This is a genomic window from Rhizobium sp. N621 (genome assembly GCF_001664325.1).
Taxonomy (GTDB): Bacteria; Pseudomonadota; Alphaproteobacteria; order Rhizobiales; family Rhizobiaceae; genus Rhizobium; species Rhizobium esperanzae.
In genome coordinates this window covers 3,589,593-3,606,737 of sequence record NZ_CP013495.1, presented here as the reverse complement: position 1 = coordinate 3,606,737, position 17,145 = coordinate 3,589,593, and the positions used below count along the sequence as shown (strand labels likewise).

Sequence of the window (17,145 nt, the reverse complement as noted above, 5' to 3'; positions counted from 1 at the left end):
AGGATCAGACATGGCCAGTGCACGGCCGTGATGCCATCATCCACCGCCAGTCAATCTTTTGCGCTGGCAATAGCTCTTGCGGACGATCTTAAAGGACGGTGCTCGCAAGCGGATCAGCCGCATGCTTGAGGTAGCCGATCACTCACGACACGATCAAGCGGTGCCATGTGGCTTCGTGTGATCGGCTGGCTAATTCCCGTCTCTTAGGGAGAAGGCGAATACATAGTCGCCGACGTCAGTCGAATTTGCTGCTCCGCCAACCGAGACCAGAACATATTGCTTGCCTGTCTTCGGTGAGACGTAGGTCATCGGCGTCGCACTCGAGCCGACCGGCAAAGGATATTTCCACAGCTCGCTGCCGTTCTCGGCGTCATAGGCGCGGATATAATAGTCCTGGAAGCCGGCAAAGAAGACGAGGCCGCCGGCAGTCGCCGATGTACCCGCATAGGTCGGCAAGCCCATCGACATGGGCAAATTCATCTTGATCTTGAATGGTCCGAGCTGTTCGGCAGTCCCAGCCGGCACCTGCCATGCGATTTTGCGTGTGTTCAGATCCACTGCCGTCACCGTGCCCCATGGCGGTTGCGTGCAGGGAATGCGCAGTCTTGACGTCCACTTCTCGGTTGTCATGCCATAGGGCGTGCCGCGCTGCGGGGCGGATGGGCCGTGTGCGGTCGTGACGAGGGCAAAATCGACGTAATCGGCCCGCGGCACGAGCGCGAAGATGCTGGGGACGCGAATGTCGTTCATGAAGACGCGGTTGTTGGGCAGGTCGACCGAGACGCTTCCCCAGTTGAGGCCGCCCAGATTTCCCGGCTGCTGAATTGCAGGATGCGTGCCGATCGGGGTGAAATCGCCGTCGTAGCGCATCTTGCGAAAGGCGATGCGGCAGGCCAGCTGATCGAACATCGTCAGGCCCCAGGCCCGCTGCTCCGTGACACGTTCCGCACCGATCGTCGGCATGCCGACGGAATAAGGCTGTGTCGGCGACAGCTTCTCTTCCGGCGCGCCTCCTGTCTGCGGCACCGGCTTTTCCTGAACTTCGGCGAGGGGAAGGCCGGTCTGACGGTTGAGCAGGAAAAGCTGCCCACGTTTGGTGGTCTGCAAGATGGCCGGCACGGTGGCACCATTGCCGTCAGGCAGGTCGATCAGCACCGGTTGGGCCGGCAGATCATAGTCCCAGATATCATGATGCACGGTCTGGAATTTCCATCGCTCCCGGCCTGTCGTCACATCGAGCGCCACCAATGTCGCGTTGTACTGATCGGCGAAAGCCGGGCGATTGGCGCCGTAATAATCCGGCGTGGTATTGCCGAGCGGGGCATAGATGAGGCCGAGCTTGTCGTCGAAGGCGGCTGTCGTCCACATATTGGGCGTGGCGCGGGTGTAGGTCTCGCCTGCCGGCGGAAGCTTGGTGATCGCCGGACTGCCGAGATCCCAGGCCCATTCGAGCCCGCCGGTGACAACATTGAATGCGCGAATGACGCCTGAGGGCTCGCCGACCTCCTGATTGTCGGTGACCCAGCCTCCGATGACAATCAGGTTGCGGGCAATCAGCGGAGCCGACGTCTGGAAATAGTAGCCGGTCTTGATTTCACCCATGCCCTGAGAGAGCTGCACGGTGCCGTTGTCGCCGAAGCCAGTGCATGGCGCGCCGGTTTTGCTGTCGATCTCGAGGAGGCGGGCGTCTATCGTCGTCTGTATCAGGCGCTCGTTGCAGAGGCCATCGGGTGATCGGCTTTCCTCCGGCATCTTGTAATAGCCGAGGCCGCGGCAACGCTGCCAATAGGGCGCTGACGCCTTTGGGTCGAAGGTCCAGCGGGGTTTTCCCGTATCGGCATCAAGGGCTGCGATCGCATCCGTCGGCGTGCAAGTGTAGACGGTATCGCCGATCTGCAAAGGCGTGTTCTGGTCGACGCCGTCGCCTCTTCCGCTGCGATATGTCCAGGCAAGATCGAGCCTGGCAACGTTGCCGCGATTGATCTGATCGAATGGGGAATAGCGATCTCCCTCCGTGCCGCGGCCATAGGATGTCCAGTCGGAGGGGGAGTTGTCGCCTCTGACCGTCTTGTAGGTAGGGATATCGCCGGAGGGGCGGATCACCTCATGTGGCGTGAAAGCAAGACCAAAGCCTGCAGCAAACAGAATGGCGGCAAGCAGGGCGCCGCCGTGGAAGAGCTTTCGGTTGGCGGTCGGCAAACGCGCTGGTGCAAAAAGAAACGCAACTCCCGCCAGCGCAATGGGGGACATCAGGCGTGCGAAGAGCCCCCAGAAATTGGTGCCCGACTCCCACAATGCCCAGGGAAGGGTGAAAACGACGACAAGCAGGATGATGAGTGCGCCCAGCGGCGTCCGGCGCCATAGCAGAACGGCTGCAACGAGATAGGCAAGTCCTGTGATTGCGTAATAGGAGGAGCCGCCGAGGCTCAGCAGCAAGGCGCCGCCTCCCATCAAGCCCAATCCGATCAAGGCGAGAACGATACAGAACAAAGCGGCCAGAAATTTCATCGTCTCCTCATCCAATTCGCTGCGCAGTCGCCCGCATTCGTCTCCGACCATCGACGGCGCCTCGGGCAGCACAGGGCCATTGGAGCGATGGTCAGCTATTCGTTCCGAAGACGGGCAGTCCCTCAAATTTTTCCTGATGTAGCTGTGGTCACTGACACGTGTTCCCGAGCCGGCAATGATGCTTGCGATTGCGTCAAAACTTCTGAAAGGGGCACTGATGGTTCTCGGCGAAAAACTTGATCTGGCGAAGGGGCGGCCGACAGGATTTGACTACATGCGATTGCTGTTGGCCTTTTCGGTGCTTTGGATCCATACGGCTCGTGTCACCTACGGCGATGATCTGTTTTTGTGGGAAACGCCCCTGCGTCCCTTTATCAAGTCGGTGCTGCCCATGTTCTTTGCGCTGAGTGGGTTCCTGGTTGCCGGCAGTCTAGGGCGGTCGAAGACGTTGATCTCTTTTCTTGGCAATCGATTTATCCGGATTTATCCCGCCCTCGCAGTGGAAGTGTTGCTGGCTGCTTTTATACTGGGAGCGATCTATACCGAGTATGACCTCAGTAACTACTTCACCGACCCCCAGTTTTTTACATATCTGCTGAATGTCACCGGGCACATTCACTTCAATCTTCCGGGGGTGTTCCTGACCAATCCTGACGCCGCGATGGTGAACGGGCAGCTCTGGACCGTGCCCTTCGAACTTGAATGCTACGTCGCGATCGCCGCGCTTTTCCTGCTCGGCGTGCTCAGGCGGCGCGTAATCGCGCTCGTCGCAACGACGGCGTTGTTCGTGGGTTTTGGGCTTGCGCGATATTGGAAGCATGAGAGCAACTGGGCATTCATGCCGACGACCGCGTCGGGGAACCTGCTGATCGGCGCCTTCCTCGTGGGCGTGACGATCTATCTCTACAAGGACAAGATTCTGTGGGATGTCCGCATGTTCATCGCTTCTGTTGCCGTCGTATTGTGGGCTTACTGGTTCAGCTCTTTTGGGGACTTCGTTGCCATTCCGGCTATTGGATATGTAACGGTCTTCCTCGGCTTGACCTCGCCCCGCAAGCTCGGAGTGCTTCAGGGCGCCGACTATTCCTATGGCGTATTCCTCTATGGCTATCCCATCCAGCAGGCCTTCGTCGCGCTCGGACCCTGGGCGCATAATTGGTGGCTGAATGGGATCGTCTGCAGCATCATTGTCACTTGTTTTGCCGCCTTCTCATGGCGATTCATCGAAAAGCCGGCGTTGGAATTGAGGAGACAGGTGACCTGGCTCGAGAACCTCTACCTGCAACGCGGCACGAGACGGGAATTGGCCGGCGCGGTTTTGAAGTAAGCTTCTCGACCGCCCATCCGGGACTTTGGTCATTGAGCGAGGATGCCCGGCTCAGCAAAGAGATCATCGGGATTTGCGGTCGCTGACCGAACCCGCTGCATTCTTGCTAGGACTGTTTAGATTTCGCTCCCGGAGATGTTTTTCCAGTTTTTCCAGCCTTCACCCTGAATGAGCCCGTGATCGGACAAGTCCTTCCAGCTCGTGTAAGTGCCCGTATCGTCATGGACGAAGTCGCCCATCTCCTTATCGGAGGAGTAAACGGTGTATTCTTCCGTATGCTGAGAACGATGGGCGGCATCGGCAACCTTGTGCACGAAGGTCGATAGGAATTTGAAATGGAGAAGGGCGCCGGATACGCCGAGTGCGCCGCGCATTTCGCCCAGATTCAGGGAGAGCGGCCAGACCTGGTGCGACGATTTGAGAAACAGCCGTTCACCTGTCACATAGATGAGAGGGATCTTGTTGAGCGCCGGCCCGTCCCAGAGCCGATCACGAAAATAGATGCGTCCGCGAACGCCGCCTTTGATCCATATCGTCCCGTTGCGTTCGTCGAAATGAGCGACATAGCCGGATCGGTCGAAAAGATTGCAGACCTCGAGCGGATTGCGGCCGGGTTCGCATATGTTTTCGAGAACGGGACGCGGGCTGTACATGTCGATCATGACCGAGCGGAGGGAATGACCGCCGGTGGATTCGATATAAGCGGTCAGCTGACCGATCGGGCAGGTGTCGCAATGGGGATAGACCAAGAACTCGTCAGCATCGACATAAAGGACCCATTTCTCCCGGCAGTACCGGTTGATGACCTCGTTGATCCAGTCGTTTCCGAACCTTGCCGCCTTGTAGGAGCCATGAGCTGATAGGAGCGAGACATCGTCGAAGCCGGATAGCAATTCGGCCGTTCCGTCCGTCGAGCCGTTGTCGATGCAGATAAAATGTTCGAAGCCGAGATCACGATAATATTGCAGGAAGAATGCCAGCCGGTGGCCTTCGTCACGGATGACTGAGATGACGACGTGGCGGGCCTGCCTGAGCCCGCTGCGCAGCACGTCATAGCGAACCTGCCGAGCCTTGAGCGACCGGCGCAGGCGGGCTTTTGCGTAATGCGAGATACTGGCGACGGAAACCCGATAACTCATATTCCATCCTGAACATTATCCGTTCCCGGAATCATTAGCCTTGCTTCGAGAAGCCCCACGGACGGAGCACAGAGCAATTTCGGCTGGTGGGAACAATATGCGGTCATCATACGGCGTAATCGCCAACCAACAGGCTCTGGACCCGCGGGTGGGGGCCGTTCCTCTCGATCGCGTGTTCGATACGTGCCCGCATCGACCGATATTTATAGAGTATCTTCCGATCGAGGCTTATTCCGCGATAGAGCGCGTTGTAAATGGAATGGGCTTTGCGCAGATCGACATAAACTTGGCTTTCCCGATCGGTCCATGGAAAGAAGGTTCCATGCCATGGCTTCGGATGCGCCATATAGTGGACGATCGCCAGCGACGACATGTTCACCAGATGCAGAAACTGCTTGGGAAAGTTCCAGCGGTTGGATACGAGGATGAGCGACGAACCGCAAACATAGTTCAATGCGCCCTGATCGTGTTTGCCCTCGCAAGCCTCGGGGTTGCTGGCAAAAAGCTCAAGCGCCTCCTGTCCGATCCAGCCGTTGCGATGGAATTTCAGGACCCCCGCATTGAAGTAGTGGTTGTCCTTTCCAGTATTGAGGAAGTCCTGGATTGCCGTGTAATCGCGGGCCGCGAAAAACCGGCCCTCAGGCACGGCGGCGTTTTCGAGTTTGCCGAGATCGCTGACGATCTGGGTATCGCCATCAAGATAGATGATTTGGCTGTAATGGGCGGGCAGGATCTCGCAAAGGACCAATTTGGCCATCGTGCTGACGCTGATGCGCCCCTGAAAATGCGAACTGTCGAGCTTGCCGAGCGAGTCCTGCAGTGCATCGGTCGCATCTGCCAATTCGACCCCGCTCGCGGCGAGCAGGGCTTTCAACTCGCTGAAATTATCCAGACGTTCAGACATAAGCACGCAAACGTCGGTTGCGGAGCTTGCGAATTTGCGAGCTTGGAGCGCGGAAAGAATAGTTGGAAATGAATATTCGACATCCGTGACGTAGACAACGCACTGATTGTTCATGTCATCACCCTTCCGGTTGTCTTCAATGCGAGTGAATGGCTGCTCTCTTCAGGGTAGAGGGAACAGTTGTTGATCGATCCGGCAGGCCTGTCGTATGACAGTCCGGTCCGGTATATATTGCGTGTCGCCGGACCGCTCGTTTGTTGAAACCGCATCCGGCCGCCGGCGGTTTTTGTGTGTTCCATTGTTGAGACGCTCATCATGAAGAATGCCGCGCCTGTCACAGGGCTGTGTTTCGACATCTTGAACCGCGGCAGGACGATTGATGCCGGGACTCTGATCGAAATGCAGAGGGAGGGAAGATCGTCATGCTGATCACCACCTTGGTGGCGGCCGTGATTTCGATAGCTGCCGGCGCTTCGATCCGCGCCTGGGCCTTTGCTATTTTCGCGATCCTTGTGGCAATCGGCTTCGGCAGTGTGGCTTTCGCCGACGGGTCTTCGCTGTTCGGGGCGATCGTTTCCGGTATCGCTTTCCTGGTGCTCATGGAAATCGGCTACCTGACAGGCGTCTTCCTGTCGGGTTTCGCGCGGCGTAGCGCCAGGCTGCCAGAAAACAATTCCGCCTCTGATAGCGTCGCAGCCACCAGCGAACGCCGACAGGGCTGACGCTGAAGCAGGATCGGTCGCCCGTCCTATCCAGCAGGGAGGTGCGACACCGCGCTCCTCCGAGCTCTTGATTTTACCAGCATTTCCTGACGGCGCGGGCGATTGGCTGCGAATCCGCCCGGGCGTGCGCATCGCTGCAAGGGCATACCGTCCTCGGCCTTGAACGAAATTCGCGACTGAGGTCATCACGTTGCAAACACCGGCGCTCTCCTGAGAGATGCCGATGCCTCCGGGGGATGCCGATTTGCGACAGGTCGGGCCACCCGATGCCACGACACATAGGGGGTGGCCAGGCAACCGGACGCCAAACCCGCCGTGGTGCTGAACAGCAGGCCGAGATCGGTGCCGCTTCCTGAAATCGCCGCAGAGGCGATCTGTGAGATCGATGCCATAATGGCGGCGTTTCCGATGGCATGCGTCTCCCGATCGCCGGAGACGTGCCGGCCGGAGGCTCTGATAAGGCTGTACAGGAAGGCGACGAAGAGAAGCGTGCCGGTCAATCCGACGTTGGACAACAATGCGGCGATGAAACTCGATGCTCGAACCGTTCCGAGGCCGGCGCCGAAGGTTGCGGTATCGACGAATGCGATCAATGCCAGCGTGTTCCAGGCGGTGCGCTCCTCGCCGGACTGCGATTGGAGTTTGTCCGACACGGTGGTGTTGACGAGACTGGTGATGGAATTCCATGCATCGGGGATAAGGCTGAGGGCTACGATGGCGCAAGGGATCAGGAAGAGGGTTATCGCCAGGAAAGTCACGTGCGAGGTCTTTGCCGATCCTGCGACCATATGTTTGCAGCAGAACAGCACGAGCATGCAGACAACGAAAAGCCCGGCGATATAGGCGGTTGTCGATGTGCAGAGCAGGATCGTCGGGCCGATTAAAAGCGTTGCTAGGCCGGCCATACGGCTTCGAACGCGCTCCAGCCAGAGCAGAAGCGTGAACGAAAAATAGGCCAGTGCGACCGTCCCGTATATGCTTGCTTCGGGAAAGGCGCCGACGATGCGTTTGAAGCCGCTGATCGTCTCGGCGGTATGCATGGTGTAATTCGCGTTTCTGATGACGTCGAGCAGGTAGGTCTGACCGGTCAGGAACGTTCCGATATCAAGCAACGCCAGAGCAAAACATGCGATTGATGCGACGATCAACTGCTGAGCGATGAACCGCTGATATCCGAGCCTCGCAAGTCCCGAGACCACCGCAAAGCAGGCGAGGTCGCCGAGCAGATAGACAGATTGGCTGAGATTGGAAGAGCCTGGCGACAAGGGCGCGGCCACCGTCGACATCATGCCCGTCGCATCTCTCGCAGAGGAGTAGACGAGCGTCGCGCCCGCAAAAATGCGCGGCAGGAAAAAAGACGACACGACGGAAAACAGCACGTAGGCGGCAAACCAGAAGCCGGGACCCGGATAGGCGATGCTAGCCAGCGCCGCTTGTGTCTGGACCGGACGCAACAAGGTGGCGGCGACGATAAACAGGAGCATTAGATGGCTTGGCTGGACACTGCTGCCACCGAGCGCAGCCAATTGCAGAGCCGCCGCTGCTCCCAGCAGCGTCAACAGGCAGAGGGTCGTCACTGCAAAACGCGCGCCATTGACCATGGTGAGCAGGCCAAGCAGGAGAACGATGAAACCGAGCGGCTCTATCGACATGCGTCTAATCCTGACCCTGGCAAACAGCTGAAATACCGCTTTGGCCGAATGCGGGCACGGCAAGTCGATATGATGGGCGAGGCGAAAGCCGCCAGCTGTCGTTGCTGATCATCATCGTGTCCTAATTCGATCCCATCTGGGACATCCAGCCGCGGCCGGCTCGATTATCCCCGGCCACATCAGATGACGGGAGTGTCGAGCTCTGCGTCTGGGGCGCGGACTGCAGCGGCGAAGTCGGCGCCTGAAGATTGGTGTCCAAGCCGATCTCGACGAGATCATGCGGCAGCAATGCGGTTTGCTCGTCGGCTACGATGTTGCTGGTGGTTCCGTCGTTGTTGCGACGCACAATCCTGTAGTTCTTCTGCGCTCTGCCAAGTCCCGGCGCCTCCATGTTCATCTGCGCAAGTTGAGCGTCATAGCCGGCCTGTTCGCCCAGAAGCTGGGCCACCTGAATATCGATCGCTGCCCTGCCGATCGCGAGGTTGACCTGATTCAGCAGCTCCTGGTTTTCGCTGTTCTGCCTGTTGACGATATTGATCTTGGAACGGTCGGCCTCGCTGAGGCCCTGACGAGCCGTGGTCAGGGCGACTTCGAGATCGATCAGAGTACCTTGTGCATCGGCAACCCAGCGGTCGACGGAGACCTGACGGGAATTGCTGACCAACCCTTTGCTCACCAGACTATTGACGTTGTCCAGTTCCTTTTGGGCAAGGTCAATCTGCCGCTTTTGCGAGCTGATCTTGGCCTCGAGCGACTCGACCTGCTGGCCGTAGAGGCGGGTGAGGTCATTCGCCGCTTCGATCTGGCTGTCGGTATCGACGCGGCGCAGCCGCATCAGGTTCAATTCCTGTGCCTTCAGCTTGTCCACGTCGGGCGTTCCCACGAGTTCGGCGGGAATCTCGAAGCTCTGCTCGCCGGCGATTTCCGCGCGCAGCCGCGCCTGCCGCATCAAGAGATCGCGCCGGTTGAGGACGGCGGTTCGGTAGGCTCCGGCTGCCTGAATCCGGTCGCGCTCGAAATAGGTATTGTCCTCGCGTTCCCGCAGAAAGCCACCAGCGATGCTGACGGCCTTCATGACGGTCATCCGCGGTTCAAAAGGATAGCGTCCCGGGGTCTGAACGGTGCCGGTCACAAAGATCGGCGCATGCTCGGCTATCTCCAGGGCGATGTATGGCTTGCCAGGAAGTTCCGCCTTTTCGGCGAGCGCACTGGCGACGGCATCGGCGAGTTCTTCGGCTGTTTTTCCGGACGCCTGTACATGGCCGGCGATCGGGATCGACAGGTCGCCGGTATCGTCGATGGTGTAGACGCCATCGACAGCTTCCCAGCTGGCATAGCGGGAATCCGCGGAACGCCATTCGACGACGCGCAGTCTGACCTTGTCTTCCGGCACGAGGGTGAATGTTTGTGCGTGGGCGACGCTCCAGCCGGTCAGGCAGCAGAAAACCTGCAAGGCGAGGGCCGCGGAGATAACGCGATCGAGCAAGAATGTGGACTGCATTGATCTATCTCCGTTTCGTTGCGATCGGCGGCCAGGGCGCGCGGGAGGGCGGATTGCCGAATTCGAGAATGCGGGATGGCGAGACGCGGCCGGCAAGAAGATCGGTGAGCGCCAGCAAATTGCCGTTCAAACGTCCCCATCGGTCGACCAAGTGGTCGTTGAGCACTATGCCCGATGCGTTCGCCAGGATGTTGCGGCCGATCTGTGCTATTGCACGGCCTTTCGACATCGTGCCCTTGCGGATCAGGTGGACAGGATTGGCAACCTGCGAATAGCCGAGTCTGCGGCCAGGCTGTCGCCCGGATCTGACGCCGAGATGCACTCCGTAGGCGCCTTCAACGCGCACGGATCTGCCGTAGTGGGCGATGGACCTGCTGAAATCGACATCCTCAAGCCAGCCATAGAGCGGCAGTTGCTCGTCAAACGCCAGCGCGTGTTCGAGAACGGGGGCGAGGCGAACCGCCATATTGCACCCGTAGGCATTATAGACATCCGACACCCGCTCGGACCCTTCGCCGGCGCTGTGAAGAACCTGCAGGGCCTTCGACATGTCGAGCCCCCCATCGAGGATGCCGTCGGCCAGGACCTCACCGGTGGCAATCGCGACGTCAGATTTCGCTGAAAAGACGGCTGCCATTCGCGACAGAAAGGTTGCGGCCGGAATAAAATCGTCGTCCAGGAAGATCAGAACATCTGTGTCGGCGGCGGACGCCCGGATGATGCTGTTGCGCTGAGAGGTCAGGCCGCGGCTGCCGATAATGATTTCCACGTCGAGACGGTCGGCGAGCCCGGCGGCATCGTCGATCCCCGGCACGCAGACGATCAACCGCTGCGGCTGGTCCGGCAGGCCGGCGAGGTAATTGACCGTTTCCAGCAGGATCGAAGGACGTCCCGCCGAAGCAATTCCGACGGCAATCCGCAATGGCCGGCTCGCGCGCCGGACCATCGCTTCGGTGTCGGAAGAAACAGGCGCCGGTCCGACCAAGCCGTCCTGCCTTGTGGTTTTTGCCGAATGCGCGATCATGGCTGTATGCTCTTCGGCGAGTGGTTGATGACCGCGCCGAGGATCTCCGCGCCGACATTGCGCATCGTCTCGATGACACGCATGGCGTCGTCGATCGAGGTGCGTCCGTGCGAGGCGACCACCAGAACACCGTCGAGCTCCGGCGCGATCGCATTGGCATCCGGCGAAGCAGAGAATGCGGAAATGTCGACAAATATGGTGTCGAATTCCTTTTTCAGCTCGGCGAAGCTCAATTGCGTGCGGCGCGAACTCAGACGAATTGCCGGCGTCACGGTGTCGACCTTGCCGAGCGGAAGGAATTTCAGCGTCGGGCTGAGGGGCAAGGCCGCCGTCTGAATCAGTTGGCCGTTGTCGAGCACGTCGACGAGGCCGCTGGAACTATGGGGCGCAATCGCTTTGCTGAGTGATGATTTCTGCGCGGCCGCATCAATCAGAAGTGTCTTCGCTCCAGATGCCGACGATAGCACGGCAAGTTCGCTTGCGATGGTTGATGCTCCGTTGCCGGGATTGACGGCGACCACTCCGATGACGATCCGGCGTTTGCGCCGAAGCCCGACGACCGTTGCGCTCAACTCCGTCATGCCTGGAATAACCGGATAGGCGGCTGTACTGCTGCCCGTGCCGGCGGCGAGGAAAGGCGCCGGCTGGCCGTTGCGTGTTCCTTTTGATGTCGCCAGAACGGTGACGAAGGGCAGACCACAGGTTTCAGCGATCTGATGCGGGCGGACGAGCCGGCGGTCGCTGGCATGTCTTATCATTGCGAGTGCGAGACCCGCGCCAAGGCCGACCGCCGCCGCAAAGGCAACGATGAGCGTGCTGCGCGGTCTCGCCTTCGAAAGAGGCAACATGGCCCGCGAGACGATCGTGGCGTCGGACATCGGATAGGTGATGCGCTGCTTTGCTTCGGTCAGCTGGTTCAAGGTGTTTTCATAAAGCGTACGGCGGGCATCCGTTGCGCTTTGCAGTTCCGCAAGCTTGAACTGGTCGCGGGGATTGCTCGTGAAGCTCGCCAGGGCGCTGGCGGCTTCCGCCAGCCCTCGCTGTTGCTCGGCCATGAATTTCGCCAGCCAGTCGCTGTATTGGCGGGCGGCGTTGGCCTTCATCGAGATATTCTTCTGGATATATTGCCTGGCGAGCGTGTCGGCGATGTCGACGGCCTTCTGAGGGGTCGATGCCGCAGCCGATATCTCGATGATCGTCGAGCTTCCGATCCGGCGGATGTCCATCATGTTCAGCAGTTTGGCGGTTGCCCAGTCGTGGAGCCGCTCCTCCTCCGTCTGCGGTTGCGCTTCGCTCGCTCCGTTGCCCGCCGCGTCTTGCGATGGCGTATCCAGTTGTGAGGAAAGCCCTGTCAGCCAATTCTTCGCTCTACCCTGCAGAGAAGGCGTCTGATCGACAAACTCCGGATCACGGACGAGATCAAGCGCCGCCACCGCTCCGCCGACGACATCGCTCGATCTGGCGATCTCCAGCTGTCCTTCGATGAACGCATCTTCGGCGAAAGCCCTCTGTGCTTCAGAGCCGCTCACCTGGGGGAAGATCAAAAGCTGCGTGCTGGCAACGAAGGTCGGTTCGGCGGTCAGCAGGTAGGTTGCGGCGATTGCCAGAAAAGCGATGGTCGTCACGACGATCCAGTGCCAGCGCATTCTCAAAAAGAAGAGCATATCCCGCAGGGTCAGCGGCGAATTCCCGCCGCCAGTGGCTGCTGCGGGCAGGGATATGGCAGAGACACCGCTGAAGATCGTGCTGGAGGTCATGTCGTCCTAATCCAAAATGGGAAATCAAGGAATAACCAGGTAGTGGCGGCTTGGAGGGGACGCGGGAGCGGCGCATTTTCCGATCCCGGCGCTGTCGGCTGTCTCCCCTTGAACGCTCAGTACGATCCGCGCTGCGAAAACAGCGCAGGAATAGTCTTGGCGATGATGACGAAGTCTCGGGCAAGCGACCAGTTGTTGAGATAGTGGACGTCGAGAGAAACCCGGAACTCGTAACTGACGTCGTTGCGCCCGCTGGTCTGCCATTGACCGGTCAGTCCCGGACGGACCGCCATATAGGCCCACATGTGTTCGCCGTAGCGCGGCAGTTCCTCGGCTGTGACCGGCCGGGGTCCGACGAGGCTCATTTCGCCACGGACAATATTAATCAGCTGCGGAAGCTCGTCGATGCTCGAGCGCCTGAGAATATCGCCGACGGCGGTGATCCTGGGGTCGTTCTTCAGCTTGCGCGTCGTTTCCCATTCGCTGCGGGCGGCCGGGTTGTTTTGCAGCAATTCCGTGAGCTGAGCGCTCGCATCGGGCTTCATCGTCCGAAATTTGAGGCATCCGAACGGCGCTCCGCCGAAGCCGATGCGCGTATGGGAATAGAAGACAGGGCCGCGGTCGGAGAGTTTCACGATCATCGCGACGATCAGCAGAAGCGGAGAGAGCAGGATCAGGGCGGTGATCGCAACAAGAAGATCTATCGCACGCTTCGACGACCTACTCGCTGCACGAGGCCGAGCGTCGGGTAAATCGTCACCCTTAGCGGCCCGTCCGACGCGTGACCAAGCCTCAACACTATGTGCTTCCCATGCCATCGCGGTCTCCAAAACATTGCCCGTCAACAACCGTTGAAAGCTTGCTGCGCCGCACCCAGATTGTCTGTTACCAAGGTCATAATCGTTAATTAATTCTTTATGCTAGGAAGCCGTCACACAGATTTCCGACTACAGATCTGTGTCATCAATTCTTTTAATTGGCTATATAATCTGCTGTTGGTGATAATTTTGCGCATTAATGCAACAATTGTGTTGATGTCGTAATTTCAATAATTGATGATTTTTAAATCACTAAGTCGTCTTTATGGGCAATTTTGGCTCGTATCGTAGAAATTATTAGAGCATTTTAGAATGTTCTATTTTACGTGGGGAGTTCTTCGCATTTCTATGAAGGTAGACTTAAATTTTACGTTAGATAGCGCCGATGTTATTTGACTAACGTAGTAATCCAATATAATTGATGCAATGCAGCATGGGTGAGAGACCATTCTAGTATTAGGAGCGAATTGCATGGACGGGATCACACATGCATCTGATCGCAGGCCCGGCATCAGCAAAGCCGCGATCTCGGCCAGCGGCATTCACCTCAACAGTCGCATTGTCATCGAAGACGACTTCCTTTCCTGCCGCTCGAGCATGCGGCGTTTCCGTCGCGGCGAGATCATTGCCGGGGCGGGCGTTCTTGTCGACATGTTCGCTCGCGTGCATTCGGGGGTGGTCAGTGCAAGTACGATGCTGCCTGACGGCAGGGAATTCATCGTCGAGATCATTGCGAAATCAGGTCTGATCGGCGAGCTCGAGGTCTTGCGCCGACAGACATTGAACCTCGAATACCGGGCCGGTTCTAATTGCGAGCTGCACTTCTTCGAGGGCCGGCTGCTGCGGGACATGTATGCCACCGATCCGTGCTTTCGCGAAAAAGTCTTCTCAAGGGCTTTGGCGCGTGTCTCGGAGCTTGAACAAAGAATAATCGCCAATGCGGCGTCGACCCTGCAGGCAAGACTGGCGAGCACGTTGCTGCGGCTCTCGGCTGTTTACGGAAAAGATTCCGCAAACAGCGGCAACGAACTGACTATCTCGCAAAATGATCTGGCCGCGACGTTGCCGGCGTCCCGCGAGAAGGTCAATCAATGCCTACGGCGCCTGCGGGAATGCAAGATTATCGACGGAGGGCAGGGTAGGATCCGAATTCTTAACCGCAAGGCGCTCGAGGCCTGTGCTAATGGCGCGTTTTCGGTGAAGTGATGCACCCGTCGCTTTCCGAGGCCCTCCGATCCGCCGCAAATGTCAGCCGCTTTCCAGGCCCCGGCACGCCAAGGATCGATCGCGTGGTCGTCATCGACGACTACTCGGTGGCCATGGGCGGGGCGACGGGGCTGGCGGTGCTGTCGGCCAAGCTTTTTCGCGGCCTCGATATTCCCGTGACTTATATTTGCGGGGATGACGCCGCCAATGCGGAGCTCGCTGCCATCGGGGTCTCGATGGTCGGATTGAACAGTCGCGACCTGCTGAGCGCCGAGCGTGCGAAGGCTTTCGTGACCGGCATTCACAATGGTGCGGCTGCCCGCATGGTCGCGAATTGGATTGCCGCAAGAGATACGGCGAATACCGTCTACCACGTCCATGGCTGGCACCAGATCCTGTCTCCGGCGCTTTTCGGGGCACTGGCTCCGGTCGCGGCACGCTGCGTGGTTCACGCCCATGACTTCTTCACCGCCTGTCCCAACGGCGCCTTTTTCGATTATCAGGCGCAAGAGATTTGCCTTCGTCGTCCGCTCGGTGCCGGCTGCATCGCGACGGCTTGCGACAAGAGAAGTTATTCGCACAAATTGTGGCGGGTCGCCCGCGGCTCGAATATCCTCCGGTTGCTGAGGGCTGAAGCCGATTTCGGCCGGATCATCCTGCTGCATGAGAAGATGGCTGGCTTTCTCGTCGGCGCCGGCTATCGGCCCGAGCGGTTGACGACGATCCGCAATCCCGTCGCCCCCTTGTCGATAGAGCGTGTCGAGGCGGAGGCGAACGACGAGTTTGTCTTCATCGGTCGGCTCGACGAGGAAAAGGGCGTGGAAGACGCCGTGGCCGCCACACGCAGAGCCGGCGCCAGGCTCTGCGTGATTGGGGATGGGCCGCTGATGCCGTTGGTCGCAACTTCCGGCGATCACGTCAGGGCCGTCGGCTGGCAGTCGCATGCGCAGATCGGCACCACCATCCGCAAGGCGTGCGCCCTGTTGATGCCATCGCGCTATCCCGAGCCTTTCGGCCTCGTAGCGATCGAAGCGGCCAGAAGCGGCCTGCCGGTCATCATGTCGCGCAGCGCCTTTCTCGCCGAGGAAATGGAACGCGCCGGTATGGCGTTTGCCTGCGACACGGCTGATGAAGCCGCCTTTGCCGACACATTGACGCGATTTGGCCAAATGCCGAGGCACGAAATCCGCGCCATGAGCGAGCGGGCCTTCCTGATGTCGCCTGATCTCGCTTCGACGCATGAGGAATGGCGCGACGCGCTCCTTGCCGAATATTGCAGCCTGCTTTCGACGAATGCGGTTCCCGAGCTGACAGACGGTGTGGCGACACAAGGAGTATTCCGTTGACCTTTAAAGCAACAACCTCTCTTTCCGACGCAAGGGCATATCTCGGCGATGCGCCCGTGATGGCGAAAAGACGCGTGGCCGAGGCGGGAAGCGTCAAGGAAACCAGGCAACTGCGCGTCGCCATCGTGCATTACTGGCTCGTCTCGATGCGCGGCGGCGAGAAAGTCGTCGAAGAATTGTGCCGCATGTTTCCGCAGGCCGACATCTTCACCCTTGTCTGCAACCGGGATCGCATCAGCGATTTTCTCAAGACGCGCAACATCCGCACGTCCTTTCTGCAGAAGATCCCCGGCGCGCAGCGGCATTACACAAAGATGCTGCCGCTGATGCCCTTCGCGCTCGAACAATTCGATCTGCAGGACTACGATCTCGTGCTGTCGAGCGAATCCGGGCCTGCCAAGGGCATCATTACTCGCGCCGACGCTCTTCATGTCTGTTACTGCCATTCGCCGATGCGCTACATCTGGGATCAGTTCCACGTCTATCGGCATGGTCTGCCCTGGGTGGGACGTGCCTTGATGTCGGTCACCGCGCCGATGCTGCGCGCCTGGGACGTGACGACGTCGTCCCGCGTCGACGTGTTCGTTGCCAATTCCGACTACGTCGCAAACCGCATTCGCCGCTTCTACGATCGGGATTCCATCGTCATCCATCCCCCGGTTGCCACCGATGATTTTTCGGTCGGGAAGGGGAAGGGCGAATTCTATCTCTATGCCGGTCAGCTGACGGCCTACAAGCGGCCGGATATCGCTGTTCGCGCCTGCACCGCGGCCGGGCGTAAGCTCATCGTGATCGGAGAGGGAGAACAGTTGCCCTATCTGAAATCAATTGCCGGCCCGACTGTCCAATTCCTCGGCCATCAGCCGTTCGATGTCCTGCGTGATCACCTCTCGCGATGCCGCGCCCTGCTGTTTCCGGGCACGGAGGATTTCGGCATCCTGCCGGTCGAAGCGATGGCATCAGGGCGGCCTGTCCTCGCTTTCGACGCCGGCGGCGCAAGGGAAACGGTATCTTCACCGCAGGTCGGTTTTCGCTTCGCTGAGCAAACCACCGAGGCCTTGCTGGAAACCATGGCGGCGTTCGAAGAGGGGGAGGACGATATCGATCCGCAAGCCATCCGCGCGCATTCGCTGAAATTTTCCTCGGCGGTTTTCCGCAATCGGATGGCCGGGCTCATCGAGCAACAGCTCTCCACCCATGCCGACCGGTCCGTCGATGCCTTCAATAGACGACCGGTCTGA

General features: G+C 59.1%; 13 protein-coding genes. 5 read left to right on the top strand and 8 right to left on the bottom strand.

Annotation, left to right across the window (positions count from 1 at the left end):
* Positions 1-189: 189 nt before the first annotated feature.
* The gene (locus AMK00_RS17435) at positions 190-2,508 is read right to left on the bottom strand and encodes a membrane-bound PQQ-dependent dehydrogenase, glucose/quinate/shikimate family (RefSeq protein ID WP_064811751.1); all 2,319 of its coding nucleotides are present in this window, start codon (positions 2,506-2,508) and stop codon (positions 190-192) included.
* Between the two features lie 217 nt (positions 2,509-2,725).
* Here AMK00_RS17435 and AMK00_RS17430 point away from each other — a divergent pair, with 217 nt between their 5' ends.
* Positions 2,726-3,835, top strand: a complete 1,110-nt coding sequence (locus AMK00_RS17430; protein WP_064811212.1) for an acyltransferase family protein — start codon at positions 2,726-2,728, stop codon at positions 3,833-3,835.
* Between the two features lie 116 nt (positions 3,836-3,951).
* Here AMK00_RS17430 and AMK00_RS17425 read toward each other — a convergent pair whose 3' ends face one another.
* Positions 3,952-4,974: a glycosyltransferase family 2 protein gene (locus tag AMK00_RS17425; RefSeq protein WP_064811211.1), complete on the bottom strand. Its 1,023-nt coding sequence runs from the start codon at positions 4,972-4,974 to the stop codon at positions 3,952-3,954.
* 106 nt (positions 4,975-5,080) lie between these two features.
* Entirely contained in the window at positions 5,081-5,992 is a 912-nt protein-coding gene (locus AMK00_RS17420) for a glycosyltransferase family 8 protein (protein WP_064811210.1), read from the bottom strand.
* Positions 5,993-6,300: 308 nt separating this feature from the next.
* Between AMK00_RS17420 and AMK00_RS17415 the strand changes: the two genes are divergently transcribed.
* Complete coding sequence (locus AMK00_RS17415) at positions 6,301-6,600, top strand: hypothetical protein (protein ID WP_064811209.1); 300 nt, start codon at positions 6,301-6,303, stop codon at positions 6,598-6,600.
* A gap of 185 nt (positions 6,601-6,785) precedes the next feature.
* Here the strand turns inward: AMK00_RS17415 and AMK00_RS17410 are convergent, their stop codons facing one another.
* From AMK00_RS17410 to AMK00_RS17390, 5 genes are all read right to left on the bottom strand, one after another.
* The gene (locus tag AMK00_RS17410; protein WP_064811208.1) at positions 6,786-8,252 is read right to left on the bottom strand and encodes a hypothetical protein; all 1,467 of its coding nucleotides are present in this window, start codon (positions 8,250-8,252) and stop codon (positions 6,786-6,788) included.
* 121 nt (positions 8,253-8,373) lie between these two features.
* On the bottom strand, positions 8,374-9,753 hold the full coding sequence (locus tag AMK00_RS17405; RefSeq protein WP_064804637.1) for a polysaccharide biosynthesis/export family protein: 1,380 nt from the start codon (positions 9,751-9,753) through the stop codon (positions 8,374-8,376).
* A gap of 4 nt (positions 9,754-9,757) precedes the next feature.
* Positions 9,758-10,699 (bottom strand): glycosyltransferase family 2 protein, encoded by a 942-nt coding sequence (locus tag AMK00_RS17400; protein WP_064811750.1) that lies wholly within the window; start codon positions 10,697-10,699, stop codon positions 9,758-9,760.
* A gap of 74 nt (positions 10,700-10,773) precedes the next feature.
* The gene (locus AMK00_RS17395; protein WP_064811207.1) at positions 10,774-12,534 is read right to left on the bottom strand and encodes a polysaccharide biosynthesis tyrosine autokinase; all 1,761 of its coding nucleotides are present in this window, start codon (positions 12,532-12,534) and stop codon (positions 10,774-10,776) included.
* Between the two features lie 116 nt (positions 12,535-12,650).
* Complete coding sequence (locus AMK00_RS17390) at positions 12,651-13,352, bottom strand: sugar transferase (RefSeq protein WP_064811206.1); 702 nt, start codon at positions 13,350-13,352, stop codon at positions 12,651-12,653.
* A gap of 471 nt (positions 13,353-13,823) precedes the next feature.
* Between AMK00_RS17390 and AMK00_RS17385 the strand changes: the two genes are divergently transcribed.
* The 3 genes from AMK00_RS17385 to AMK00_RS17375 are packed head-to-tail and all read left to right on the top strand — an operon-like array spanning position 13,824 to position 17,145.
* Positions 13,824-14,558 carry a Crp/Fnr family transcriptional regulator gene (locus tag AMK00_RS17385; RefSeq protein WP_064811205.1) on the top strand — a complete coding sequence of 245 codons (735 nt, stop codon included), beginning with the start codon at positions 13,824-13,826 and terminating at the stop codon, positions 14,556-14,558.
* Positions 14,558-15,904 (top strand): glycosyltransferase family 4 protein, encoded by a 1,347-nt coding sequence (locus tag AMK00_RS17380; RefSeq protein WP_064811204.1) that lies wholly within the window; start codon positions 14,558-14,560, stop codon positions 15,902-15,904. Before AMK00_RS17385 ends, AMK00_RS17380 begins: the two co-directional genes overlap by 1 nt.
* Positions 15,901-17,145: a glycosyltransferase family 4 protein gene (locus AMK00_RS17375; protein WP_064804627.1), complete on the top strand. Its 1,245-nt coding sequence runs from the start codon at positions 15,901-15,903 to the stop codon at positions 17,143-17,145. Before AMK00_RS17380 ends, AMK00_RS17375 begins: the two co-directional genes overlap by 4 nt.